This is a genomic window from Actinomyces sp. HMT897 (genome assembly GCF_016626125.1).
Classification (GTDB): domain Bacteria; phylum Actinomycetota; class Actinomycetes; order Actinomycetales; family Actinomycetaceae; genus Actinomyces.
The window spans coordinates 1,353,588-1,376,665 of record NZ_CP067336.1; the positions used below are offsets into that span (position 1 = coordinate 1,353,588).

21 protein-coding genes, 1 tRNA gene and 2 pseudogenes are annotated in these 23,078 nt (G+C 62.5%); 11 read left to right on the forward strand and 13 right to left on the reverse strand.

Going from position 1 to position 23,078, the window contains the following annotated elements:
• Window positions 1-220: 220 nt before the first annotated feature.
• From JJJ15_RS05450 to JJJ15_RS05465, 4 genes are all read right to left on the reverse strand, one after another.
• Entirely contained in the window at window positions 221-409 is a 189-nt protein-coding gene (locus JJJ15_RS05450) for a hypothetical protein (protein ID WP_200511706.1), read from the reverse strand.
• A gap of 12 nt (window positions 410-421) precedes the next feature.
• Window positions 422-1,117 carry an MT-A70 family methyltransferase gene (locus tag JJJ15_RS05455; protein ID WP_246742165.1) on the reverse strand — a complete coding sequence of 232 codons (696 nt, stop codon included), beginning with the start codon at window positions 1,115-1,117 and terminating at the stop codon, window positions 422-424.
• Between the two features lie 376 nt (window positions 1,118-1,493).
• Complete coding sequence (locus tag JJJ15_RS05460; protein ID WP_200511707.1) at window positions 1,494-1,811, reverse strand: hypothetical protein; 318 nt, start codon at window positions 1,809-1,811, stop codon at window positions 1,494-1,496.
• 123 nt (window positions 1,812-1,934) lie between these two features.
• Window positions 1,935-2,234, reverse strand: a complete 300-nt coding sequence (locus tag JJJ15_RS05465; RefSeq protein WP_200511708.1) for a hypothetical protein — start codon at window positions 2,232-2,234, stop codon at window positions 1,935-1,937.
• 249 nt (window positions 2,235-2,483) lie between these two features.
• On the opposite strand from JJJ15_RS05465, the gene JJJ15_RS05470 reads away from it, so the two are divergent.
• Entirely contained in the window at window positions 2,484-3,365 is an 882-nt protein-coding gene (locus JJJ15_RS05470; RefSeq protein WP_200511709.1) for a hypothetical protein, read from the forward strand.
• Between the two features lie 266 nt (window positions 3,366-3,631).
• Here the strand turns inward: JJJ15_RS05470 and JJJ15_RS05475 are convergent, their stop codons facing one another.
• Window positions 3,632-4,012, reverse strand: a complete 381-nt coding sequence (locus JJJ15_RS05475; protein WP_200511710.1) for a hypothetical protein — start codon at window positions 4,010-4,012, stop codon at window positions 3,632-3,634.
• Window positions 4,013-4,183: 171 nt separating this feature from the next.
• Between JJJ15_RS05475 and JJJ15_RS05480 the strand changes: the two genes are divergently transcribed.
• Both JJJ15_RS05480 and JJJ15_RS05485 read left to right on the forward strand, forming a co-directional pair.
• The gene (locus tag JJJ15_RS05480; protein ID WP_200511711.1) at window positions 4,184-7,969 is read left to right on the forward strand and encodes a hypothetical protein; all 3,786 of its coding nucleotides are present in this window, start codon (window positions 4,184-4,186) and stop codon (window positions 7,967-7,969) included.
• 80 nt (window positions 7,970-8,049) lie between these two features.
• Window positions 8,050-8,364 (forward strand): annotated as a pseudogene (locus tag JJJ15_RS05485) (hypothetical protein); the annotation flags it as partial.
• A 16-nt stretch (window positions 8,365-8,380) separates the two neighbouring features.
• Here the strand turns inward: JJJ15_RS05485 and JJJ15_RS05490 are convergent.
• Window positions 8,381-9,988: an IS1634 family transposase gene (locus tag JJJ15_RS05490; protein WP_200511712.1), complete on the reverse strand. Its 1,608-nt coding sequence runs from the start codon at window positions 9,986-9,988 to the stop codon at window positions 8,381-8,383.
• 99 nt (window positions 9,989-10,087) lie between these two features.
• Here JJJ15_RS05490 and JJJ15_RS05495 point away from each other — a divergent pair, with 99 nt between their 5' ends.
• The gene (locus JJJ15_RS05495; RefSeq protein ID WP_246742166.1) at window positions 10,088-11,002 is read left to right on the forward strand and encodes a hypothetical protein; all 915 of its coding nucleotides are present in this window, start codon (window positions 10,088-10,090) and stop codon (window positions 11,000-11,002) included.
• A 169-nt stretch (window positions 11,003-11,171) separates the two neighbouring features.
• Window positions 11,172-11,417, forward strand: coding sequence for a helix-turn-helix transcriptional regulator (locus JJJ15_RS05500; protein ID WP_200511945.1), 246 nt, complete (start codon window positions 11,172-11,174; stop codon window positions 11,415-11,417).
• Window positions 11,418-11,723: 306 nt separating this feature from the next.
• Here JJJ15_RS05500 and JJJ15_RS05505 read toward each other — a convergent pair whose 3' ends face one another.
• The 5 genes and pseudogenes from JJJ15_RS05505 to JJJ15_RS05520 all read right to left on the reverse strand — a co-directional run bounded on the left by JJJ15_RS05505 (window position 11,724) and on the right by JJJ15_RS05520 (window position 16,380).
• Complete coding sequence (locus tag JJJ15_RS05505) at window positions 11,724-13,310, reverse strand: hypothetical protein (RefSeq protein ID WP_200511713.1); 1,587 nt, start codon at window positions 13,308-13,310, stop codon at window positions 11,724-11,726.
• A 13-nt stretch (window positions 13,311-13,323) separates the two neighbouring features.
• Window positions 13,324-13,623 (reverse strand): annotated as a pseudogene (locus tag JJJ15_RS13425) (transposase); the annotation flags it as partial.
• A 370-nt stretch (window positions 13,624-13,993) separates the two neighbouring features.
• A complete protein-coding gene (locus JJJ15_RS12990) occupies window positions 13,994-14,179 on the reverse strand; it encodes a hypothetical protein (RefSeq protein WP_246742168.1) in 186 nt (61 codons plus the stop codon).
• A gap of 36 nt (window positions 14,180-14,215) precedes the next feature.
• Window positions 14,216-14,392, reverse strand: coding sequence for a hypothetical protein (locus tag JJJ15_RS12995; protein WP_246742169.1), 177 nt, complete (start codon window positions 14,390-14,392; stop codon window positions 14,216-14,218).
• A 1,295-nt stretch (window positions 14,393-15,687) separates the two neighbouring features.
• On the reverse strand, window positions 15,688-16,380 hold the full coding sequence (locus JJJ15_RS05520; RefSeq protein WP_200511714.1) for a helix-turn-helix domain-containing protein: 693 nt from the start codon (window positions 16,378-16,380) through the stop codon (window positions 15,688-15,690).
• Window positions 16,381-16,843: 463 nt separating this feature from the next.
• Between JJJ15_RS05520 and JJJ15_RS05525 the strand changes: the two genes are divergently transcribed.
• From JJJ15_RS05525 to JJJ15_RS05535, 3 genes are all read left to right on the forward strand, one after another.
• Window positions 16,844-17,320, forward strand: a complete 477-nt coding sequence (locus JJJ15_RS05525; RefSeq protein ID WP_106109814.1) for a type II toxin-antitoxin system antitoxin SocA domain-containing protein — start codon at window positions 16,844-16,846, stop codon at window positions 17,318-17,320.
• The gene (locus tag JJJ15_RS05530; protein WP_200511715.1) at window positions 17,317-17,715 is read left to right on the forward strand and encodes a hypothetical protein; all 399 of its coding nucleotides are present in this window, start codon (window positions 17,317-17,319) and stop codon (window positions 17,713-17,715) included. The genes JJJ15_RS05525 and JJJ15_RS05530 overlap by 4 nt, the downstream gene beginning before the upstream one ends.
• A gap of 488 nt (window positions 17,716-18,203) precedes the next feature.
• On the forward strand, window positions 18,204-18,950 hold the full coding sequence (locus JJJ15_RS05535; protein WP_200511716.1) for a hypothetical protein: 747 nt from the start codon (window positions 18,204-18,206) through the stop codon (window positions 18,948-18,950).
• A 194-nt stretch (window positions 18,951-19,144) separates the two neighbouring features.
• Here JJJ15_RS05535 and JJJ15_RS05540 read toward each other — a convergent pair whose 3' ends face one another.
• Window positions 19,145-19,372, reverse strand: coding sequence for a hypothetical protein (locus JJJ15_RS05540; RefSeq protein ID WP_200511717.1), 228 nt, complete (start codon window positions 19,370-19,372; stop codon window positions 19,145-19,147).
• 78 nt (window positions 19,373-19,450) lie between these two features.
• On the opposite strand from JJJ15_RS05540, the gene JJJ15_RS05545 reads away from it, so the two are divergent.
• From JJJ15_RS05545 to JJJ15_RS05555, 3 genes are all read left to right on the forward strand, one after another.
• Window positions 19,451-20,839, forward strand: coding sequence for a Mur ligase family protein (locus tag JJJ15_RS05545; protein ID WP_200511718.1), 1,389 nt, complete (start codon window positions 19,451-19,453; stop codon window positions 20,837-20,839).
• Between the two features lie 35 nt (window positions 20,840-20,874).
• Window positions 20,875-21,654: a glutamine amidotransferase gene (locus tag JJJ15_RS05550; protein WP_281433040.1), complete on the forward strand. Its 780-nt coding sequence runs from the start codon at window positions 20,875-20,877 to the stop codon at window positions 21,652-21,654.
• A gap of 378 nt (window positions 21,655-22,032) precedes the next feature.
• A tRNA-Ser gene (locus JJJ15_RS05555) sits at window positions 22,033-22,120 on the forward strand.
• Between the two features lie 238 nt (window positions 22,121-22,358).
• Here JJJ15_RS05555 and JJJ15_RS05560 read toward each other — a convergent pair.
• Window positions 22,359-23,000 (reverse strand): hypothetical protein, encoded by a 642-nt coding sequence (locus JJJ15_RS05560; protein ID WP_200511719.1) that lies wholly within the window; start codon window positions 22,998-23,000, stop codon window positions 22,359-22,361.
• Window positions 23,001-23,078 lie beyond the last annotated feature (78 nt).

Consider the following 23,078-nt stretch of genomic DNA (forward strand, 5'->3'; position numbering starts at 1 on the left):
CTGGCCTCCACCTGGGTGATCCGCGCTGGTGTCGGCTCGCTGGGCCGTCGGCGTACGGCTGGCGACGTCGTGTCCAGCCCGGTGCAGCGCCAGCATCAGCAGCGCCCGCGCCAGCCCCTCGATATCTACCGTCTGGCGCCACGACGCCACCGCCCGATACCGTGGCTGACGAGCCGCACTCTTCCGGCGCCTCATGACACTCGCCCCCGTCGACGTCGGTTTACCACCGCCGGAGATACCAGCGCACCCCGACCACGATGGCCGCGATGACGCCGACGACCGCGATCGCCCACCAGTATTGGCAGATCAGGTTCATCGTCCAGGTCAACAGCACGACGCCGCCGAATAGGTACAGACAGTTCCTCCAGAACCTCGCCGCGAGCGAGCGCGTCCCGCCATTGTCCGACATGTTTGATTCCTCTCATGATCCGCTCCTCCGGTGTGAATGGCTGGTATTGCCATCTCCGGCAACCCGTCCGCTATACCGCGCCACCCCATACCCCGGAATCCGCACATCGGAGACCACCTCATTGCCCCAGATCGCCCAGTCCTGGTTGGATTCCGGCCGCCGGCGGGCGAACAGCTCCAGGAATGGTCCTCGGCTGATCCGTTCAATGATGGCGAATTGCTCCGCCGGCTTACGAGAATGTTCGGTGACGGGTGCGTTAAACCAGGTTGGCTGGGAATGGCTGCCCAGTGGGGCTTTCCCTCTGGTGCAGAACAACAACTGTTCCGTGGCATTACGCAATTGGTACCGTCCTGACAGGCCCAGTCGGAACTTCACCCAGGTCAACGGACTCTGTGCCGTAAACCCCCAGGCCTGGGCCACCTCATACGCCCTGGGCAGCAGGGCATTGGTCGTCCACAGCCACAAGTGCGCATCCGCTGCTGCCAGCTCCACCACTGGCATCCCCATAATCCGTTCCAGACTCATCGTCTGGTAATGCGCCTCACCACTCTGTGCCTGCCACGGTGGATCTGCCAGGATGGTGCGGAAGCCGCCGGGTGGCAGACCAGGGATAGCCCTGACTGATGCGCCAGTGCCAGGGGCCGCCTCATCTCGGCGGGCGACCGTTCCGGCAGCACCTGATGCTGCGTGTCTCGTATTCTGCTTCATAGGTGCCCCTCCTTATCTTCACTAGCTACTTGCATGCGGGCGAGCGATCCGCTGGCATTTCACACCACGGCATGTCATCGCCCTTATCCCATACATTCCACGAACATCCACCGAGCGCAACCCCACTCATCTCGCCACTCCGACCGATACGACACCATGAGCCATGACAGTCACCAGCCCAGATTCGCCCTCGGCAACAATCTGGACGTCAGCGCCAATTAATGGCAGCGAAAGTTGCTGTAGTAGTTTTTGCAACAACGTGGTCTGGCACGACTATTTAGGCACCGCCTGAGCCAGATCCGTAGCTGGCCGAGTTGCGGCAGTTGGTGCGTCAGGTCGGCAGTAGTGGCTCGTCTGGCAGGGCGCCGGGACCGGCTCAGTCATCCCCGGTTGGGTCATCCTGGGCAGGGCGCTGCCCGCCGCTGACGTCCGTGCTGGCAGCTGTGGCCTGCTGGTCGCGCAGCACCTGCGCCATCGCCGCCTGCATGGCGTGGCTGGCCTGGTGGCGCTGCTGGCTCAGCTCACTGCCCAGCGCCTCGACGGTGGCCCACGGCAGGGCGGGCGGATCGCTGGTCGTCGGCGACGTTCGAGGCGGCTCGGCCAGGCCATCCCGCACGCCCTGGATGACCAGCCAGGCCACACTGACCACCACCGTCAGCCCGATAAGCGCCAGCAACCACACGATTGCCATCATGATGAAACCTCCAAAGAATGAGAAGACGAAGTGATACGAAGAAGAGCCGAGCCAGCAGGCGGGTCCGCTACTCCGGTGGAGCACCCCGCTACTCCCGTCGCGCCGGCTCATGGCATACGGCGCCTACAGCCGCCCGATCCGCTGACCCGCGCCCAGGGCGTACCCCGTGATGATCGCCTCGTACAGCTGGGCCCCACCCGGTGCGATCCGGGTCTGCGCCTCGGCCTGCGTCACCAACGTGGCGATGTTGGTCAACACCTGCGAGGTCAAGAAGGCGCGGGCCTGCTCGGCTTGGGCGGCGACCTCCGCCTCGGCCGCGACCTGCTCGATCTGACGGCGGGTCTGTCGCGCCTGGCCAGCGCCGAGCACCACCCCCGTGCCGGTGCGCTCGGGTGAGAAGAGACTGAGAGCGGTTGTTGCCATGATGAGTTCCTTCCGAAGCGGAGGGCCGGTACCGACGAGCGCTCTGACTGAGAGCAGATCTCGTCACACCGTCCGCGAACGATGTCTGCGGCCGTGACGGCCACCCAGACTGAACTGACCCGCGGCTGCGGATGCTCGGCCTGGCAGAACTAGGAAAGCCCGCCGCTCCCGCTGGCGTCGTGACAGAAAAGTGCACCGTGCGGTGCCAAGGCCGCACGGTGCGTGAAACAGGTGGTCAAGATAGAGGTCATGAGCACGTCCCAGGAACCCGAGTCCCGCCCGTCGCAGGAGGTCTTCCCGGTCGGGGACGCTGACGCCGCCGAGCAGCGCGTCGCGCTGGAACGGCAGGTGCTGAGCGAGCTGCTGGCCCTGCGCAAGGCCTACGGCCGACTGACGGTGCAGAAGTTCAGCGCCTTCACCACCTTGCGTCAGGTCTGCGGTGGCGACGACCTCCTCGACGCCTTCTTGATGTTCCAACGTGAACTGACCCGCTACCAGCATGGCGGTCGGACCGAGGCGGCCGCCGCCTGGTCTCTGGTGGCCCCGGCCGACACCGTCCTGGACCGCCTCCAGCTGACTGCCGAGGCGCTCTCCCCAGACGGGGACTGGCGGGACCAGCGCACTGCCCGGCGCTGGAGTGATGCTGGTATGCCGATGATCGCGCGCGACCTGGTCTACTTCGCCCAAGTCGCCGGACGCCTGGGCACCGAAACGCTGAGCATCCAACTCGGTGGCCAGGGCACTGAATTGGCGGTGGTCATCGACCAGATGACGACCGTCGGCCTCCCGACCAAGGCACCCCTGATCCAAATCTGGCACTATCCGTCCAGCGATGATCCACGAGACGTCACGCTCAACATGGAGCGAGCGGTCAGCGCTCAGGCCACGCAGGGTGATCTGTCAATGCGCCGCTACCGCCTGGCGCTTGAGCTGCCCGACATCGGGCCCGTCGAACCCGACGACGTCGCCCTGGCCGTCACCATAACGGGGCAAGACGCTCCCATGCGCACCGTCTTCTACCAAGACCACAGCCAGCTCCCACGCGGACTCCACACCCGCATGAGCACCTACCGCACTATTGTGATGGTTGAGGTGGTAAGGGATGAAGAGATAAATTCACCTGAAACGTGATCTGTCAGCTTGCTGAAACAGCAAACCTTCTAAAGCCTCTTGACATTCTGGCCAGGAAGCATATGCTACATACAGACACGGCTTGATCGCCATGTCGTCAGAGTCTCCGGCATGTAGTTTTCACGCTACCCCGCGGGGGACTTTTTGTTTGGTCTAACTTAGCGAGGACTTCTCGCACAACAGAAGGACTTCTCAACCAAAAAGAAGAGGCGTGGCCTCCGCAGAACCACGGTGGCGACGCCTCTTCTTTACCTAAAGTAACAAACTCACTTCGCTTTGTCAACAATTTTCCCATTCTTCGTGATGATCAGAAGCCGTTTGACGCTTCGTATGTCGGCGAATTCCTTCTCCAACTTAGGCAGATTGGCTTCGTCCGGAATCTTAGAACTCCGTAAGTCAAAGATAATGTTCGAAGACTGCCTGGAGGCGCTCTTGAATGCCCGCTTGATCGTATGCGCACTCCGGCCCTTGGGGCGCTTCATCTCCCAGTCGAGCCCCAGCATGCGTATATCTGGTGTATGCGCACCCTTGCGGCGCTGCGGTGGGATTAGTGACACATCAAACCCTTGCTGTGTCAAGAACACCACAGTTGAAATCTCATGCTGCTGAAGAATGACTCCGTTGGCGGTGATATGTCCTTGGCTCATAAGATAGTTTCCAGTATAACATGAATTCTACTACTCAAAGAAGGTGGTCCAACCATCCTCCTCGCGCATCACGGAGCAGCACATACCGGGGGGGATCGTCCCACCGACCAATCACCCTGTACCCCATCCAATGGACTCGCAGTGGTGACCATTCAAAGCTATAATAGGTGCATGGCGACCATTCCTCGGATCCCCCAATCCCTACCTCCAGCGTTCAACAGCAATAGCCCAGAGCTCATCTTGGCGATCGAACTCAACCAGTGGGCCGACCGGAGCGATTCCAAGACTTCCTTCCCTGAGCTCGTGCGGCGTCTGCTCGCTCAGACACCCGGCATTAGCAATATTGAGGTACGCGCCCATGAGGGAACAGCGGCACCTGGGTGGGATGGCAGAACCACCTCAACAGGGAGTGCCTATCTGCCCGCTGGTGAACTTCGCTTTGAGTTCGGCACCAATAAAGATGTAAAAGGTAAGGCCGACAGCGACTACCGCAAGCGCGTTGAAGACCTGGGCGATGAAGCTCATCGGTATGTTTACATATTTGCGACGCCGCGAAACTGGTCCACCGGTCAGCAATGGGCCGACAAGCGGCGCAAGGAACAGACGTTCGCCGATGTCAAAGTCATCGACGCCCACACGCTTGAGGGGTGGTTGCAAGCAACCCCAGCCGTCCACTACTGGATTTCTGAGCAACTCGGCCGTCAGCCACGAGGCGCAACAATGCTCTCGGCTTGGTGGGGTCGTTTCCAAAAGGAATCGGATACCACCATTCCACTCCAGTTCTTCCGCGCTCGGCGCGACAAAGAGGTTGAGAAACTTCTGAATGATCTTCAAACCGACGACTCCAGTAGACCAGTCTCAATTGAGTCAACTGGCATCGAAGATGCCCTGGCGTTCACTTACGCGGTGCTCTCAGATCACAACAGACTCCTTGACCGCACCGTTCTCGTGACCGATCAAGCGGCCTGGTCGCATCTTGTTGAGAGCACGACGCCGCTGTTGCTAATTCCACGCTTTAGCAATCCAGATATCGGCGCTGCAATGGGACGAGGGCACCGCGTCCTGACTATTATCAATGATGCCACTGAATACAGCGCAGACGATGCGACGATATCCCTTCCAAAGATCGGCCGCCAGGAGGCAGCGGAGCTACTGCGACAGGAAGGAGTGGATTTTCGTCGTGCCGAACGGCTAGTCGCGCTCGGACGCCGAAGCATGACAGCGTTCATTCGTTCGATCTCACGCAATCCAGTCAAACAGAAGCCTGCGTGGCTGACCGACACCGACACAGCAGCTATTTTGGCGCCACTGGTGCTCGTAGGAGCCTGGGAGGACGGCAATACGCGCGATGAAGAGCACGTCCGGACTTTCGTCGGCATGCCAATGAAAGACATTCACCGTTTGCTGGTCTCACTCTGCCAGCAAGCGGACGCACCGTTCATGCAGTCAGGTGGACTGTGGCGCCTCGTGGATCCTGTCGATGCTGCACGGCTACTTCTACCGAGACTGGAACACGAAGTAGTTCAGCGATGGGAAGTATTTGTACGCGGCGTACTTCTCGCTGATGACCCGTACCGCAGCCTCGACACAGCCGAGCGACTGAGAGCTCAGTTGCAAGGCTTGCCTCCTGGGCGCAGCGAAGCGCTTCGCGACCATGTGGTCGAAGGTCTCGTACTAGCAGCGCTATCGTCAGATGAACTTGCACGTGCCGCCAGCGGTATCGTGAAACGACTCCTTGATGAAGCCTTCGCAGACGACACCGGTCAAGTTCTGGGGACGTTGGCCCCGGCACTTCCTGTCTTGGCAGAAGCGGCACCAGATGAGTTTCTCACTGTAGTGTCTGCAGATTTGAGCAAGTCGAGCCCAACAGCACGCACACTCTTCCGAGATTCCGAGAAGGGTACTTTTGGTCCTTCCTCGCTTCATCCGGACCTCCTGTGGGCGTTAGAGAACCTTTGTTGGTCGTCAGACTACTACGGTCGATCCGCGATGGCACTAGCAGCTCTTGTGGATGTAGATATCGATCGAGATGACCGTAGAGGTAACCGGCCCATTGAGAGTCTCGAAAAGATCACCGTAGGATGGACTACCCAGAGCGCGGCGAATATTGATGACAAGCTCAAAGTAGTTCAGGTGATCAATCGGCGCTATCCGGAGGTCGGTTGGGAGCTTACGCTACTCCTACTTCAGCCGGGGCATTCATCTATCATTTCTTCCACCGGACCTCGTTATCGCGATTGGGAACTGCCAATTGAAAAGGTCAGCTATGAGGAAACAGCTAAATATTATGCCACGTTGGCCGATGAGATTGTCGCAGCCGCCACTGGTCGGGCAGATCGTTGGACCGCTCTTATCGATGCTGGAAATCGCATTCCAGCGGAGGCTCGGATAAAGATTCTCGACCATCTTGCACGCGAGGCACCCGTTGGGGTATGGAACTCCGAAGACCGGCACACCGTTTGGGCCGCGCTGACTCAACAGATCGATCGCCAGCAGCGCTATGCGGACGCAACCTGGGCGATGACCGCTCAGGAGATCGGACAATTGGAAGAGATCGCGCAGACGCTCGAAGACCCCGATGACCCTCGTCGGTATTCGTATCTGTTCCATTGGGAATGGCATATGCTCATCGATGGCCATCGATACGATGATGACGGTTTTGGGGATAACGCTGACCGGGCCCGTCGTAACGCGATCAAGAATGTTGCAGAAATCGGCATCGATGCAGTTCGTTTGCTGGTCGAGGACGTTGAGCGCCCCGATCTCGTCGGTGCCTATATCGCCATAACTGAGTCCTTAGACGACGAAAGCGTCATGGGCTGGATAGACGAGGAGTCTGGAGCGCTGCAACAAGCCGCCGCGTGTTACGCGCGGAATCGCTTGGACGTTGATGGCTTCGCTTGGCTGAAGAAGATGCTAGGCGCAGGAGACATGTCTCCTGCGGGTAAACAGAGGTTGCTCGCCACACTGCCCATAGCCAAGAAGTATTGGACGCAGATCGACTCGCTCGGGGATGATCTAGTCGCTGCGTACTGGCGCTCCGCCAGTTGCTTGTACGTTCCGGACGAAGAGCAGCCAGAAGCGATTGTTCTGCTCCTTCAGCACGGTCACCCGTGGCGAGCACTTGAGGTCCTGCGTCACGTACTGTATCGCCAGGCACCGTGTGATAGTGCTCTAGTGAAGCAGGTGCTCAGCGGCCTTCTCGCCGCAGCACCAGACTCCGCCGCTCGACACGACAGCTATGGGGTAGCGCGGGCTCTGAAGTGGCTTGAATCAACCGTGCCTGACGACCCTGACTTACCGGGACTCGAGTTTCAGTTCTTTGACATTTCCCCCGACCATAAGCCGTCAGATGCGCTTTACCGGGCTTTCGGCGCAAGTCCGAGCGACTTTGTTTGTCTCGTCAGTTCCATATATCGTGCTGAAGATGACACGCAGACGACACGAACCCCAGATGAGCATACGGGAGCATATGCAATGCGAGCCTGGAGTGTTCTGCATAACTGGACACGCATCCCAGGACTTCGGGACGATGGATCCATCGATACCGAGCATCTCAACAATTGGGTGACAGAGTGTCGACGGCTGCTAGCGGAAAGCGGGCACGCCAGGGTCGGCGACGGTGAAATCGGGAATGTGTTGTCGCGCTGCCCGGAAGGACGAGACCGAATTTGGCCTGCAGAGGAGGTTCGTGGCCTTCTCGAGGAGTTGAAGAACCCTGAGATTGAGAGAGGTCTTGCTCGAGGGCGCTACAACCAGCGCGGAGGCTCTGTCCGTGGAGCCTATGACGGTGGCGTTCAGGAGCGCGCTTTAGCGCAGCAGTATGCGGCTGACGCAAAGGATCTCGAATTGAGATGGCCACGTACCGCCACAATCTTGCGAAATATGGCCAAGAGTTACGAGGCAGATGCCCAGTATTTCGACAGAGAAGACGAACGCGATGCAGATGAAGGTTAGGCCAAGATCTGTTGTCCGCATCTGAGAATGACCAAGTAGGAATGTGCATGACTACCTTCATTTTGCTATACTGGAGGTGAATGGCAGGCAATTCCGCACCATCACCCCTGCATCGCCTCCGCCGCGTCAAAGCGGCCCTGCTGGCTGTCTCACTGACCTTGGCTGGCATCCTCCTGATGATGTCGGCTACCTGGCTCGACCGCCTCGACTTCGGCACCTGGAACTGGCTGCACAGCTTCCCACTCACTGAGCTTGGTGGCACCCTGTTTGGCGCTGGCGTACTGTCTACCTTGTTTGAGTACACCTTCCGCCGCGACCAAGAAGAGTCCACGGTGGCGCGCTTCCGGCAGACCATCCATGACGAGGCACCGACCTTGCGCGACGCACTCATTGACCTGAGTTGCACAGTTTTTAGTGCCCTGTCGGGATGTTTAGGGCGGTGAGGATTTTCTCGGCTTCGGGGGTCAGGGGGTCGGCGGCGGTGAGGTGGTGGCCGTTGAGGTTGATGGTGACGTCCTGGAGGGGCTTGAGGGCACGGATGATGCGCTTGACGCTGATCCCGGTGGTCTCCTGAAGATAGCGGGCGACGGCCAGGGCGGCCATGACCACCGTCAGGTGCGCCTCGATGGCATCGCGGGTGTGGTGGAACACCGGCCGGGCTCTCAGATCGTGCTTGCTCATCCGGAAAGACTGCTCCACGTGCCACAGCTCGTGATACGAGGAGACGACCTCACCGGCGCCCATCAAGCGGGACGGAATGTTGGTGACATACCCCTTGAGCCCCACCAGCGACCTGGCCCGGGCCAGGGACGCCTCATCGAGGACCTGATCGCCTTGATGGACGGTGACAAAACGCGTGCCCTTGGGACGCTTCTCGCCGGCGATGACGGCCCGGGCCTGGTTCTCCTGGGCGGTCAGGGTCTGAGTGTCCCGGGCCGCGCGCTTCTTGGAGTAGGCCCACACCGCCCGCCACGACCCCGGATACTCGACCGGGTCCCAGATGGGCTCAGCCCTGAGGCTCTTATCCCGCTCGGTGTTCGAGCCCCTCTTGGGGGTGATGGTGTCAATGAGCTGGCCGTCGGTGAAGGCGTCACCGGCCCAGTGGAAGTGCGCCTCAAGGTCACCTGGGGCCCGGACCTGGCGGGCCCCGACAATGAACCGCAGCCTCGCCTCATCCAGGGCCGTCAGGTTGGCGGCCGAGAGCATGCCGGCATCAGCGACGATGACGAGCTCCTCAATGCCGTGAGCGGCCTGGAAGGCCTCCACGATGGGGATGATCGTGGTGGTCTCGGCCTTACTTCCTTCCCAGCGCCCGATTCTCAGGGGGAAACCACGGCGGTCGACCAGCAGGCCGACGATGACCTGGGGGTCGACCCGCCTCTCCTTGGAGTAACCGACCTTGCGTAGGTCGTCCTCCTTCTCAGCCTCGAAATAGAGCGTGGTCACGTCATAGAGGCACAGGGACAGACCGAAGGTGTTGGTGACGTGCTCGAACAAGGCCCCAGACAGGCTCTCACGGTAGCCCCGCTCGACGCAGCGGCCCAGGGACGCGTACAGGGTGTTGCGGTGAGCCGGGGCCGGCCAGCCGATCTCGGACAGGACCCTGGGAGTGTCGGCCTTGGAGGTCGGCTCGATCAGACGAGCGGCGACCATCTGCTCAAAGGCCCGGTCACCCCCGACCGCCTCACCCAGCCCCAGACGGGTATAGGCCGTCTTGATGGCCTCGATCAGCCAGCCCGACCTGCGCGAGACGATCTGCGGCCTTCGCACCGCACCACCGTCACCGGGTGCCTGACCACCCACCTCGTCAGCGTCGTCGTTGAGTGCCGGCCCTAGGTCCAGGACCTGCTGGCCGGCCAGGAGCCGCTGGCGCCCCAGGCGCATCAGCGCAGCCAGCTCGGCCTCGTCATGGGCCGACCCCAGGTGCTCCACGATCCGGCGCACACCATGGCCCTTGGCCACGACCTGCACGGCCGTGGCTCCCGAGGCTGTCTTGACCTGACGCAGGTACGGACTCACCCACCAGATCCTACCGCCGCCTTAGTGCCCCGAAACGACCACCCCACCCCCAGAATCCCAACGAAAAACCCCACTCTGAAACACAAACCACTCCAACCTGTGCAACTCAGGATTGAGGCCTTCCGCTTCGATCGAGAGGACCTGCATCGCATCGCCACACCGGAGCTGCTGGACGACCTGGCGCGGACCAGTCTGGGCCTGCGCTTCGGGGATCCTGCCTTCGGCCAGGAGGTCTACGCTGACATCAAACACCAGGCGATCACAGCGGAGGAACGGTGGTATGACGCCCGCGTCGACGCAACTCTTGGTATACCAAGAGTAAGGAGCAGTGCTCCTTACTCGTTCTTCGACCTAACGGTTCGCTGGAAGTACACGGTGGTGCCGAAGCACCGCTTCCGCAAGTTCGCCGTGGTCAGTGACCGTCAGCGCTACGACGAGCTGGTGGCGCAGCGTGGTGAGACCAGTGTCTGGTGCCGGCGCCCCACGCCAAGCTTCGACGTCAGCGACCCAGCGGTCTTCACACTGGAGCAGTTCACGATCGATGGCGTCGAGGTCGCCTTTCAGCGCCAGGCAGACGAAGCGTCGCAGGTCTACGTCGTCGACATGGGCGAGGAGGTCATCCGGGCAGGCAAGCCGGTGGTCGTGGCGTTTCGGTTTCGGACCACCGTGTCTCGTGAGGGGCGGAGCTTTCACCTAGGGATCGATCGCCCGACCAAGGACCTGGACGTCGAGCTCACCTACGACCCTGACGTCGTGGGGCAGGTTTCTCTGATGGACTTCGCCTCGCGGGGCGATGGCGGCAGGGTCTCCGACGAGCCTGACACCTCTGCCTTGCGCTACCGCTACGACGGCTGGCTGTTCCCGAGGGCTGGTTTGGTCTTCGTCTGGACGCTCCCGAGCGAGGAGGCTGCTGCCCGGGCTGCCACGCCCGCGAGCTCGGCCGAACAGCTTCCAGCACACCACCGAGCTCCGTCGTCCCCGCAAGACAACGCCCGCCGGACGAGAGCCGTCTGACGGACGCCGCCGCAGCATGCCACCACGGACACACCGCACGAACTGGGGTCACAGGCTGCCGCCCATAGCGCTCACCTCCTCGATCGGCTGGATCGGGCAGCAGCAGGATACATCGTCTTGAGACTCATCGTCTCTGGATCGAGAGTCATGAGACCTATGGGATGTGGTGGTGCCGAGCCCCAGCCCCAAGTCGCCGCTCTCCGCCATCACCGGCGAGTTCGGCAGGCGGGTAGGCCTGCGCCGCGAGGAGCTGGGATTGTCCCAGGAGAAGCTGGCCGAGCGCTGCGAGCTGCACTGGACCTACATCGGCCAGGTTGAGCGTGGCCAGCGCAACCTCAGCCTGCACAACATCGTGCGTATAGCCAAGGGCCTGGAAAGTGATCCAGGGGAGTTGGTGCGAGGGCTGGAAGAATAATGGCTGGCCATAGTTGGCCATGATGACTGTGCCGACATCCTCGGTGGGGCAGTTGGACAAGCCCGGATGGTCGAAGTAGGCTAAGATGTCGGCCCTGCGGAGGCAGTCGTCCTAGTGGGCGTCGATCATCTGTAGCAGAGAGCCCCTCCCTTAGCGGCATCGTCAATTCAACAACGCTGCCAGCATCTTGTAGCCTCACGACGATCTCTGCCGTTTCGATCCCGCACCATACAACCAGCCAAGACGAGACTCGTTGACTACAAGTACGTCATCTGACCTACACGTACTCCTCAAAAATGCACTACTTCACCCACAAAGAAATGTTGTGATCTGTGAGGGAACTTCGCCTAACCATTTCCAAAATGGAGATGTAAGCGGCCAGTTCCACCAGAAACAACATGCGACAAATGCGGTCATTACGCTAATTATTCCCCATACCCGCCTATTATACTTGCCTCGAGTCCCGCGCCTCCACACTTCAATCCGAATAATATCGAGAAGGAAAAACATAAAGATTAGGAACTCGATAACGACACATAAAAAGAGTACGACCTGGAGCGTTCCGTCAGAAGAATGATCGGCCTTACTGATCGCAAGAATCGTTGAAAGTATAACTGAGAGGACTGCACTCACTGTAAGGAGTATGCGCCGGAAACCTAGAGCGAAACTGACTGTCTCGTGCTCGTTCGATACGATGACTCTTGAACCGATGAACGCAGGTATCAGTGTTGCCATCGGAGCCAATGTGGGAAATGAGGACATGGAGTCGCATGAGTCATCCATCGAATGTCCCATTACATGATTTGCCAACAGTTGCGCGATGAAAAACGATAGAAATGCTGCGACGAGAGCGGGGAATGCGAGAATCTCCCGCTTCGGGTTCATGGTGATCTTCAGGTCAAAGTATGTGGAAGCGTCAAGGGTATTGGGAGAAACATATTTCGGCTCTACGGGCGGCGCATATACGGAGACAACTCTCCCGCTTTGCCGATGTGAAACACAATCGAAGTAGTCCTTGAGCTCTGGGATTTGATCGATTTCTGGCGTGATCGGGATAGCTTTGGCATCGTCGACTCGCATCCCGGGGGGTACCAGCATCCGTAGCCTAAGTGCTAGATCTTCATCGCTATTAGCCTTAGGAATAGTCAACGAGAAAGATCTGATCCCATAACGATCTAGGAATGCATCGAAGCGAGCTCTCTTACCTTCCGGTGGTGTACTTTGCGACATCCGATCTGAAAAAGAGTATGTGAGGGTCGCTTGAGCAATCGAATCGTCGTTGGGTATGGAGACAATAACAAATGTGGAGCTCTGTATCCACGTCAAAAGACGAGAAAAGCGATCATTCTCCGCATCGCAGTCAAGACGTTGAATAATCGTATCAGCATCGGTATCGATTGGGGGTTCAAGAAAAGTATCGAATACGAACTGAAGGGTATCCTCGTTGAGGTTTGGCATGCGCTTAGTGATCGATTTGGAGATCCCTCCGGCGAACGCGACGTGGGAAAGCAGCAATAGTGTCTTGAAGTAGGCTGCTTCATGTCGCGTCGCCAGACAAATCTGTCCGTTCCAAGGAGAGCCGAGACGCTCTGTCATATACGGCCGCTGGTCCAACACATCGAGTGGAAGAAGCAGCGCTGCACGGTCGTCTTGAACGAACTTATTTCCTTCAAGAGAGGAACTCAGTGAGCGAAGATGGGAAAAGTCGATATCATACGAGATTGAATGCGTGGCTGTTTCTCTGTCGAGATACTCGATTTGTTCGACTTTTCGGCGGATCCATTGATCGCGACTGCACCAAACCGCCCAGCATGCTTCGGCAGCAAAATCGATCGTTGATAGTGCTGGCGCCTCCTGATGACCGTCTGCGACTTCTATCGCATCATCCGACATGGTATGGCTGGAATTAAACAAGATCGGTGTGTGGTTGTGTGACTGGGAGGTGCTCGAGGTCGTAGTCGAAGGTGCGGTTGGTGATGTAGGTGGTGAAGGCCGTGAAGGTTTTCTCCGGGGTGTCGCGTTGAAGGTTGGCGATGTTGTTCTTGGCGGCGTTCCACACGTGTTCCGTGGGATTGTGGTCGGGGGCGTAGGGGGGAAGGTAGATGGGTGTTATGCGTTCCAGGGCCTGGCCGGGGGCGTATAGGTCGGTCAGGGCCCTGGCGTGGTGGAACCTGGCGTTGTCCAGGACGACGGCGATCTTCTTTCCCTCGTCGGTCTCGTGTTGGAGGCGGCCCCGTCATGAGGATGGTCTGCTCGGTGTTCTGGTTTCCCTCGATGGGGTAGATCCTCATTTTCCTGGTCGTCAGGCCCGGTGCCCCGAAGAACGACTGGCTCGCCTTCTCGCGGTCCACGTACAGTTTTGTCCTTCTTCCTCTGGGGAGCCACATGCGTCTTGTCTCGGCCTCGTGGCGGGCGCGGACCTCGTCGACGGTGTAGACCTCCCAGCCCTCCTGGAGCAGGTCGTTGACCTGGTGCCGGATCTCGGTCATCCGCCTGGTGATGGCCTCCTCGTCGCGGCGCCCCCGAACGGGTCGGGGCAGCAGAGGCTCATTCCCAGGAAGCGCATGAGCAGCAGGTCAGGAGGAGTCCGACCTGTACCAGGCGCCGAACCTGATCTGCACGACGTCCCTGAGGGCCGGGACGTCCCAGAACTCTGCTCTGACTCCCGACTCCGATGGTGGCTTACTGAGAATCTCCTCCAGCTCCTCCTTCTGCGCCCTCTTGAGTTTTGCGGCGTTCTCGTTTCCGGCGTGACCGGTCACCACGGATCCCAGCCTGTACCTCCGCCATTCCGAGAGTCACTCGCGTACCGTCTTCTCGGTCCGCTCGACCATCTCCGCGATAATGTCCAGGCCGACGCCACGGGCGGCGTACACAATCGCCTCCGCCCCCGTCCGCACAAGCTTGTGGGTGTCCAAACGCTTCTTCCACCTGATGAGGACGTCCCGCTCCTCGTCCGTCATGTCGATCTGCACGAGACAATCCTACACGAGATACTCCGAAGACGTCAACCAGGAACCCCGCAGAAACCACCCCAGAATACCATTTTGTTTAATTCCAGCCATAGATCAAGCTGCAGAGGTAGAATTCTTCGGGGTCTTATTTGGGCCTTTACGCGTTTGCAAGCGATAAATCGCTTTAGCTCTGCGCGCTTCGAGAGGCGTCGGCCTCCGAGGAATATGGACAATCCGAGAAGATGACACTCCTGGGTCGACCTCTATATTTCCTCCGGGAACGAGGACATCACTATAGGCTATTTCTTCTCCGTCGAACGTTACGATCGTTGGCTCGCTCATGACCGACTCTTCTCTTTCTTGTCTGCTAGCGAAGCTAGCATATGTGGTTGGAGGAAATTGTTGATCTGGCGTCTTCCAATGTACCTCACATCGGACTTCGATCGGTAGAACGTCCAGGAGCGCTCTTCCGATCCTGCGCCACCGTTTGCCGCTTCTCTGAGTGTCGAGATGCTCGGCGACTCCTGTGGATGGTGGCATCTCGCCAGCAAGGATTGGTGACTGATCGGCATTTTCATTCGGAATCTGTGTTTCTCCCGATGGTGTTGATAGACTGTGCTGACGCCTCTTTTCCATATACTCCACATATACCAATTTGTGCGCTTAAAGTCAATAACTTTAGGCAACAAACTGGTGTATTGCAACGTAGGATGGAAATGGAGGGTGGTGCCAAGAGGGACAGAAATATCCATCGACATAGCGGAGGGATAGAAGGCACAGCGGGTATGCCCGAACGACCCGTGTGGCTGTCGTTCGGCCTGCCAGGCAGTGGTCCTGGGGCTACGAAGTACGCTCATCTCTGCTGTCTCGGGTGATCGCTCATCGGTTGCGACCGGTCGTGATCAAGTGTAGGTGGTGAGTCATCCGCTCGGCTGGTGCCATGTCGCAGTCGTGTGCGGCCGGAAGCCTCATCGCTCTGAGGATGGTGAGTGACAGTGCTGTAGCCCCAGGCAGCCGGGCGGATCGGCTGTCCTGCCGTGTAGTCAAGGCCATACAGCATACATGCTTCACCTCGACCCAGCCGTGACCGTATCGTCACATGCGGTGACCGGTTGGTACTGGTCGGGCTGGACGAAGGTTGGTTACATGCGAGGTGACGCACTGAGTGGCGCAGGTCATAGACGATGCTAATGACGCTGTTCAGTGAAGAGCGATGCGGCACTGCTGTGTGGTCCGAGCGGTCCAGTTCCTGACAACACGTCGACTATCACAGCTTCAAGGGTGCCGATCCACCCACGCTGAGCAGGTCTAACGCCTCATCCCCGCAGCACCTTCCGCACCGTATCCTTGCTGACGCCGAGCTGCTGGGCTGTGTCCTTGACGGTCCCGATCGTCTCGTAGGTCTGGCGAACCCGCTGACAGAAGGCCTCGTCCGTGAGACTGGTCCGCAGCGTCAAGCCCGCCCGCTTCAGGTGGGTAGCCACCGTTTCACGGTGGAAGCCGAACTGCTGAGCGATCTCCTTGACCGTATGACCGCTGCGATGCAGCTGGACCATCTCCCTGGCGACCTCAGGCCTCAGACGGCGGTTGATGCGCCGAGGGGCGGGGCCAGTGGGCTTGGTAGCGCCGTCTGAGGGTGTGGTGGTGCTGGTCTCTGCCTGGCGTACCGGCTTGGCGTCACCGGGCTCGGTCCGACCCGCCGCTTCGGCACCACTGCGCGTCAACCGGCGGGAAGCCCCAGCGGCGGCTTCCTCGGGTACTGCTCCTTCGTTGGCAGCCATCCGCTGCTGCGCCTGCCGGAGCTGCCGCACCTCCTCCGGCGCATGCTGCATCACGTAGCGCCAGCACTCGTCCCAGAGGTTTGAGTGGGATAGGGCTGGGCCGACCAAGTGTTCGACACTCAAACCCACGTCCTGAGAGACCTCAGGCGTGGGTTTTTGGGTTGAACACGGCTTGTTCTGGACGGTTTTTGGTGGTTTGGGGCAGCTCTGCTGGTTCGGAGGCTGCATGCCAGGTCTGGTGTTTGCGATCTCATGACCCCCTGCGACCTCATGGCCTCAGCCACCAGGGCCCAAGGTGCACACAGGCACCGCCGCCCCGGCACCAGCGGCTCCCCACCCTCTTCCTCAGGGCGCCAGCCCGGGCCAGCTCCCGACGTCGCTCATGCCGCAGCCCCTTCGTGAGGCAGAGGGGTGACGGCTCTCCCCGCCCCCTGTCCGCGGCAGAGGAGCCGAGTGCTGGCACCAGCAGGCGCCACCAGGGCCGCGCACCGGCGACGGGACGGGAGCCGCGCCATCCTGACAAAACCTGCCCGTAGAGGGAATAACAAGCACGCCTTGTGGGTTAGCCTTGGTACAGGTGTTACCCAGGCTCCTCCCGGGAACCAGCCTCCGTCCCACAGGCTGCGCCCCGCCAGACGGAAGTGCCCGGAGTCCGGGGCACCGGGGAGAGGAAGGAGCGAGGTGAACCGTCATGGCCTACAGCCCCACAATGCTGGCCAACAATATCCTAATGCGGTCCTTCAGCGAGCGTCGCTACATCTCGCCCATGAAGCTCCAGAAGATCCTCTACTTCACCGCCGCCCAGTACGCCAAGCGCACAGGCTCCCAGCTCCTGGCCGAGCGGTTCCAGACCTGGGCGTACGGCCCGGTCGCCTACTCCGCCTACGACGAGTTCCGCCCCTTTGCCAAGAAGGGCATTAGACGCTTTGCACGCGACGCCGCCGGCAACGCCCTCGTCGTGGACGAGGATGCCGACGCAGACCTGCGTGACTGCCTCGACGAGGTCTGGGAGGCCACCAAACGCCGCAGCGCCATCGATCTCTCCGAGCTCACGCACGCAGAAGGATCCGCCTGGTACAAGGCCTACCAGGACGACCGCGACGTCCTTGACCCGGACGAGATCACTGCGGACAGGACCTACCTGGCCGACCTAGGGCTCACCTGTTGAGCACCAAGGAAGGGAAAACCACGGCCGAGGGCAGGAAGAAGCCCAAGGCGGTACCCGTCATCTCGGGAGAGGAGGACGTACGCCTCCAGCCCGCTACCTCACCAGACGGCCGGACCGGTGAGGCCAGGGCGGCGACGGTACCCGAGCCAGCAGCGAAGATGGCGCCAAGAGGCTACGAGCCCAAGAACCTGGGCGAGCACATCTCCCTCAAACGCCTGAACTTTGCCCAACAGCTTATTGGATTATGCGTGTTCCTCATCACCGTGCTCGCGCTGGTCGGCTACTTCTTCCCCCGGGAGTCCGACCTGCTCTCCGGCGCAGTAGACACCCTCAAGCTCATTGTCACCACCGCCCTGGGGTTCGTCTTCGCCAGGACCCTCGACCACGACAAGTAAGGAAACACGCCCAGAACCAGGAGCAAGGTGACATCCATCACCAGACCCGACAAGGTGTGGAGCCACGTGGCGCCGGTAGGTGATTATCACCATACGGCAGTCCCGGCTGATGACAGGGCACCCGGGCGTCCACGCTCGCGCCCAGCTGGCCCGGGCAGCCCCTGCCGCCAGGGGCCGGTGCACACGGGCACCGCCGCCCCGGCGCCAGCGGCTCCCCACCTCCTTCCCAGGCCCGGCGTCGGCCCAGCCAGTGCCGTGCGTGTCCCGTGCCGCCGGGCGCGGCACCCCGAGGAACCCATGCCCTGACCGTCGTTGACGCAGGTCAGGACGCCGCCTTAACCACCGCATGACGCACTGGACCACGAGGCAACTGGCTCTTGTCGTCATCAGTCCGTTACTATGCGCGAGCAGGAGAACCCCACCACCCCTGCCGTCCCGACGGCTACAACCGCCCTCCCGCCGGGTAGCACCACGACCGAGGAGGTCATATGAGTACCCGATTCCGTAACACCCTCGCCGTCTTCGTCCTCACCGGCTCCCTGGCCCTGGCAGGCTGCGGCTCCGACTCCAAGGAAGCCAAGGAGACCTCCACCCCCGGGACCAGCACGTCCCAGCAGGCACAGGGCGAGACCACGTCAGCGGCACCCGACGCGAAGACGTCAGCGGCACCCGACGCGAAGACGTCAACCGCACCCGACCCGAAGACGTCAGCCGCCCAGGGCACCACGGTCCCCGACGGTTACAAGGAGGTCACCGCTCCTACCGCCAAGATCACCTTCGCCGTCCCCCAGGACTGGGAGAACCTCGGGGAGCTCTCCGACAGCCAGCTTGAGGAGCTCGCCTCTAACGTGGACCAGAGCGTCGACCAGATAAAGACCCTGCTCGCTCAGCTCGACCTCTTTGTCATGGCTCAGGCGCCGGACGAGGCCGGCATCACCCCCAACCTCAATGTCGCCAAGCAGACCGTCCCGACCTCTGTGGTCCCGGACCAGAAGACGGTCGAGTCCCTGCTCCAGAAGCAGAACGCGACGCTGGACTCCTACGAGACCGTCGAGACCGCCAACGGCCAGGGTGTGCGCAGCGCCTACACCCTGACCCAGGCAGGTAAGACGATCAAGGGCGTCATGCTCATCCTGCCCAACGCCCAGAAGGCATTTACTGTGATCTACATCTCTGGGTCGACGGCGGAGGAGGTCAAGGGCTTCGCTGACGTCGTGGTGCAGACCGCTCACTGAACGTGCTGAGCGTCCCCCACGCAGCGGTCACGGTGGCACGCAGGGGGAACCACTCCTGAACAGGACCGACACCAGCCGGTGCGGGGTGCGGCAGTAGCCGTGCCCCGCACCGGTGCGGTCGACACCGGGTTCCCCTCACTCCCGAGGATACCTAGTCAGCAGGTTCCTCGCCCCTTGAAAGGCCCTGACGCCCGTTACCGGCCAGAACCTGCCCCGAGGCCCGCGGGCAGCCGGACCAGACGATCACGCAGGTGACGCAGGAGCTCCACGACCTCCCCCGCAGAGCTGCGGGCCCGGGTGTAGACGAGTCCCCGCAGAAAGAGGCCGTCAAGACCCAGGTGCAGCTCCCTGGCAGCGGCCTCCGCCGCGTCGGGCAGGGCCGCGCCGCCGTGGCGCTCACCGCCCGCATCTGAGTCCGCCACGCGCCCGAGCTGCCCACCACGCGCCCCCGCTCCTCCCTATACTCGGCTCCGTCCAGGCCGCTGACCGAGGGGACCACCATGACCGCACACTCACCGCGCTCGCGCGCCACAGTGGCCCTGGGACGCGCCGCGCGCCTCGCCGCCCGCCTGCGGGGTGGGGGTTCCGGCGGCACCGCCTTCCCCGGCCTGGTCATGGAGCGGGCCGACCCGGGCTTCCTGGCCCGGACCCTGGGGGCCCTGCCCCACGGCGTCATCGTGGTCTCCGGCACCAACGGCAAGACCACCACCACCAAGATGGTGGTCGACCTCCTGCGCGCGTCGGGCCTGCGGGTCTTCACCAACCGCACCGGCAGCAACTTCGTGCGCGGCGTGCTGGCCGCCCTGCTCACCGAGGTGGACGCCTCCGGCCACCTGGACGCCGACATCGCCGTCCTGGAGCTGGACGAGGCCCACGCCGTCCACTTCGTGCGGGCGATACGCCCACGCGCCTGCCTCCTGCTCAACGTCATGCGCGACCAGCTCGACCGCTTCGGCGAGATCGACTACACGGCCTCCCTACTGCACACGGTGGCCAAGGCCACCACCGGCGTCGTCGTGGTCAACGCGGACGATCCCCGCCTGGCCGCCTCCGCCTTCACCGAGGACCTCAGGGCGCGCGTCGCCTCCTTCGGCGCGGGGCCCGCGCTGCGCTCCCTGTTCCTGTCCGACGACGACCTGCGCACCGGCCAGGTGAGCACCCTGACCGACGCCGCCCCCGGCGGGCAGGCCACCGTCCTCCTGGAGTCTCTGCACGGCCAGGACGCCGTCCTGTCCCTGGCACCCCACGTGGCGCAGGCCCCGGAGGCCCCCGGCACACCGGGTGCCTCCGCCGCGTCCGGCACCCGCTCCACCCACGAGGTCACCTTCACCATCCCGGGTATCCACAACCAGCTCAACGCTTGCGCGGCCCTGGCCCTGGTCCTGGAGGTGCTGGGCCAGGACGCCGACGTCCCGGCGGCCCTGAGGGCCCTGTCACACGTCCAGGCGGCCTTCGGGCGCGGGGAGGTCCTCCACCTCGACGGCCGGGAGGTCCAGCTGAGCCTGGTGAAGAACCCGGCGGGCTTCCGCATGGGGCTGCTGACCGCGGCCACGGCGCCCGGCCCCGAGACCGTCATGATCGCCATCAACGACGAGTACGCCGACGGCCGGGACATGTCCTGGCTGTGGGACGTGGACTTCTCGGCCCTGCGGGCCGAGGGCGTCGCGGTGGTCACCGGCGTACGCGCCTGGGACATGGCCCTGCGCCTGGCCTACGACGAGGTGCCTGCCGCCGCCGTCGAGCCGGACCTGTCCAGGGCCCTGGAGCGGGTGCGTGCCGCCGCCCGCCAGGCCGACCGGCCCGTACGGATCTTCACTACCTACACGGCCATGCTGGCCCTGCGCGCCCGGCTGGGCGAGATCACCGACGTCGAGGAGGTCATGAAGTGAGCACCCCCCAGGCCAGTGGCGGCGCGTCCGGCGCCGTGCGCTACGAGCACACCACCGACGGCCCCGCCCTGGGCAGGCTGCGCATCCTCCAGCTCTACCCCCGGGACATGAACATCTACGGGGACTGGGGCAACACCCTGACCCTGACGCGCCGGGCGCAGTGGCGCGGGTACGACGTCGAGCTGCTCTCCTACGACCCCGGTGACAGCCTGCCTGGTGACGTCCACCTCCTGGTGGGCGGCGGCGGGCAGGACTCCGGCCAGGAGAAGATCAAGGAGGACCTCGTCACCCGGGGTGCGGACCTGCGGGCCTGGGCGGCCGACGGCCTGCCCATGCTGGTCATCTGCGGCCTCTACCAGCTCTTCGGCCACCGGTTCACCACCTCCGAGGGCGCCGAGATCCCCGGGGTGAGCATTATCGACGCCGAGACCGTGGGCGGCCCCAGGCGGCTGATCGGCAATATCACCCTGTCCACGGACCTGGGCACGGTGGTGGGCTACGAGAACCACTCGGGCCTGACCACCCTGGGACCGGGGGCCCGGCCCTTCGGGCGGGTCACGCAGGGGGACGGCAACAACGGCAAGGACGGTACGGAGGGGGCGCGGGTGCACCACGTCATCGGTACCTACCTGCACGGCTCCCTCCTGCCCAAGAACCCCGCCGTGGCCGACTGGCTGCTTGAGCAGGCCTGCACGCGGGCCGGGGTCGAGTGGGTACCGGCCCAGCCGCAGGTCCCGGTGGCCCTGCCGGACGGGGCGGACCTGGCCACCGAGGCCGAGCGGGCCCGGAAGGTGGCCCGCTCCCGCCCCCGCTGAGCCCTCCACCCCACCCCGTCCCACCTCCCGTTCGCGAGAACGGTACTTATTCGTCGCGAGAACGGTACTTGTTTGTCGTGAGAACGGTACTTATTGCTCGTGAGAACGGGGGCTGTGGCTGACGGCAGTGCCGGTGCCGGACCTGCCCTAAGGAGCGCCGGGCCCGTGCGGCTTGCCGACGCGGAGCGCACTAGCCCGACGTGGAGCGCACCGGCCCGAGGCGGGCACCACACCGGGGCGCTACCTGGGCAGACACGACAGGCGGGGCACACACCCACCCAACCGTGGGGCACGTCACCCTAGGCGAGTGGCGCCCGGGCATGACTGTCCGATATATTCCTACTCCGTTGCACGACGCCACGGCGTCGTGGAGCGCCTGGAGGATTCGCCTAGTGGCCTATGGCGCACGCTTGGAAAGCGTGTTGGGTGCAAGCCCTCGGGGGTTCGAATCCCCCATCCTCCGCCACCACCCCCGGGACCGCGACGGTTCCGGGGACTTGTTTTGTGTCCTTGTTCACACAGCGCCCCGCAGCTCGACCAGCACCTCGATCCGGCCGCCTGAGACCCACCCACGAGGGCACCCCTCCCACCAGCACGGGACGGAAGAGGTGTCCTGGTAGGTACGTCCCGTAGCAGACGCCGGCGTCGACCCCGGGCGGCAGGTCCTCTCGTGTCGGCGGACACCCTCGCACCCGGGACAGGGGCTAGTCGTCCTCGTCCTTCCTGTCCTGCTGGCGTCGGCTGGTCAGAGTCTGGGTCAGGTCCGGGATGGCGCTGGCCAGGGTCGTGGCCACGGGGAAGGACAGGACGGCGACACCCGCGCCGACGTCGTGCAGGACGAAGAAGCAGGCCATGGCCGAGGCCAGGCTGGCGGCGGTGAACCACCGCAGGAACCGGGAGTTCCTGCGGGTCTGCTCGATAGTGGCGTCCACCAGGCGGTCCTGCCGGCGCGACTCGTCGCAGGTGCCCGCGTCGTTCCAGGACATCATCCGCTCTCGGTCCTCCGGGAGGTAGTGGTAGAAGTCCGTCGGACTGGGCAACGCACCGGACCAGGAACGCCCCTGGCTGGCGACCACCATCTCCACGGCCCGGACGAGGGCCGTGTCCCCGTCCTCCGCGGCTACCTCTTGGGAGACGCCGCCCTGACCCTGGCGACCGAGATCCGCCCGCGCCGGTGCGTCAGGGACGCCTGACGACGCATCTCCTCGGCGGCCCGGGCACTCGACTCCCGTGCCGCGCTCAGGGCGGCACTGCCCAGGGTCAGCCTCACCGGGACTGGTGTCGGCGCTGTCGTCGGCCTGACCGTCATGGGGACCACCCTCCTCGTCACTGGGGACCTGGACCATGCATGGGAGTCTACGGGCAGACCACCCTGACGCCAAGCAACATGGGATGTACATCACATTAATGAGGGTCGCGGTAGG

Coding starts and splice junctions, on each gene's coding strand:
- JJJ15_RS05545 (WP_200511718.1), top strand. CDS start 19,451: ATGACCGCACACTCACCGCGCTCGCGCGCCACAGTGGCCCTGGGACGC.
- JJJ15_RS05450 (WP_200511706.1), bottom strand. CDS start 409: ATGTCGGACAATGGCGGGACGCGCTCGCTCGCGGCGAGGTTCTGGAGG.
- JJJ15_RS05505 (WP_200511713.1), bottom strand. CDS start 13,310: ATGTCGGATGATGCGATAGAAGTCGCAGACGGTCATCAGGAGGCGCCA.
- JJJ15_RS05560 (WP_200511719.1), bottom strand. CDS start 23,000: ATGGTCCAGGTCCCCAGTGACGAGGAGGGTGGTCCCCATGACGGTCAG.
- JJJ15_RS05535 (WP_200511716.1), top strand. CDS start 18,204: ATGAGTACCCGATTCCGTAACACCCTCGCCGTCTTCGTCCTCACCGGC.
- JJJ15_RS05465 (WP_200511708.1), bottom strand. CDS start 2,234: ATGGCAACAACCGCTCTCAGTCTCTTCTCACCCGAGCGCACCGGCACG.
- JJJ15_RS05470 (WP_200511709.1), top strand. CDS start 2,484: ATGAGCACGTCCCAGGAACCCGAGTCCCGCCCGTCGCAGGAGGTCTTC.
- JJJ15_RS05455 (WP_246742165.1), bottom strand. CDS start 1,117: ATGAAGCAGAATACGAGACACGCAGCATCAGGTGCTGCCGGAACGGTC.
- JJJ15_RS05475 (WP_200511710.1), bottom strand. CDS start 4,012: ATGAGCCAAGGACATATCACCGCCAACGGAGTCATTCTTCAGCAGCAT.
- JJJ15_RS05480 (WP_200511711.1), top strand. CDS start 4,184: ATGGCGACCATTCCTCGGATCCCCCAATCCCTACCTCCAGCGTTCAAC.
- JJJ15_RS05525 (WP_106109814.1), top strand. CDS start 16,844: ATGGCCTACAGCCCCACAATGCTGGCCAACAATATCCTAATGCGGTCC.
- JJJ15_RS05460 (WP_200511707.1), bottom strand. CDS start 1,811: ATGATGGCAATCGTGTGGTTGCTGGCGCTTATCGGGCTGACGGTGGTG.
- JJJ15_RS05520 (WP_200511714.1), bottom strand. CDS start 16,380: ATGCAGCCTCCGAACCAGCAGAGCTGCCCCAAACCACCAAAAACCGTC.